Here is a 495-nt window from a genome sequence, read left to right as displayed (position 1 = left end):
GTGGTGGTGCGTACCGGTGCGCTCGGGCGCCTGCAGGCCCTCATGCGTCTGCCGCTCGCCACGCGCGCGGCAACCGGCTACGCGATCACGCCTCTGGCGTTGCTGCTGACCGGCCTCGCGGCATGCAACCGCGCCCCGCCCATTCCGCTCTGCATCGCCTCCTTCGTCGCCGCGGCGGTTCGCTTCGTTCCCTGCCTCGCGCTGTTCCCGCACCTTGGCGCCCCGATCCCCCACCACTCTCCGCCCCCCTGCCGGCCTCCCCCCTCCTCGCCCACGTTCTCCGCCCAGCCTCCCTCTGTCGCCAGCAGCCTCCACATGCCCCTGCCGCGGTCCACCTCGTAGTACTTTATGCCTGCCTTACACCACCACTACCCCGTCGCCACCTCCACCGCCCCCACCCGCACTCCCCCCCCCTGCACTCCCACGCCGTCCCCCGCCCTTCCGACCTGTCCCTCCTACCCCTTCTGCTCCCACCCCTGTCCCTACTGCTCCTTC

At 71.7% G+C, this 495-nt stretch carries 1 pseudogene; it reads left to right on the top strand.

Features of this window, described 5'->3' with window-relative positions:
• Positions 1-342 (top strand): annotated as a pseudogene (locus A6V37_RS43140) (hypothetical protein); the annotation flags it as partial.
• Positions 343-495 lie beyond the last annotated feature (153 nt).

The sequence above is a fragment of the Paraburkholderia ginsengiterrae genome (genome assembly GCF_001645125.1).
GTDB classification, from domain to species: domain Bacteria; phylum Pseudomonadota; class Gammaproteobacteria; order Burkholderiales; family Burkholderiaceae; genus Paraburkholderia; species Paraburkholderia ginsengiterrae.
The sequence above is the reverse complement of the archived record's forward strand: the minus strand, read 5'-3'. Positions and strand labels throughout refer to the sequence as shown.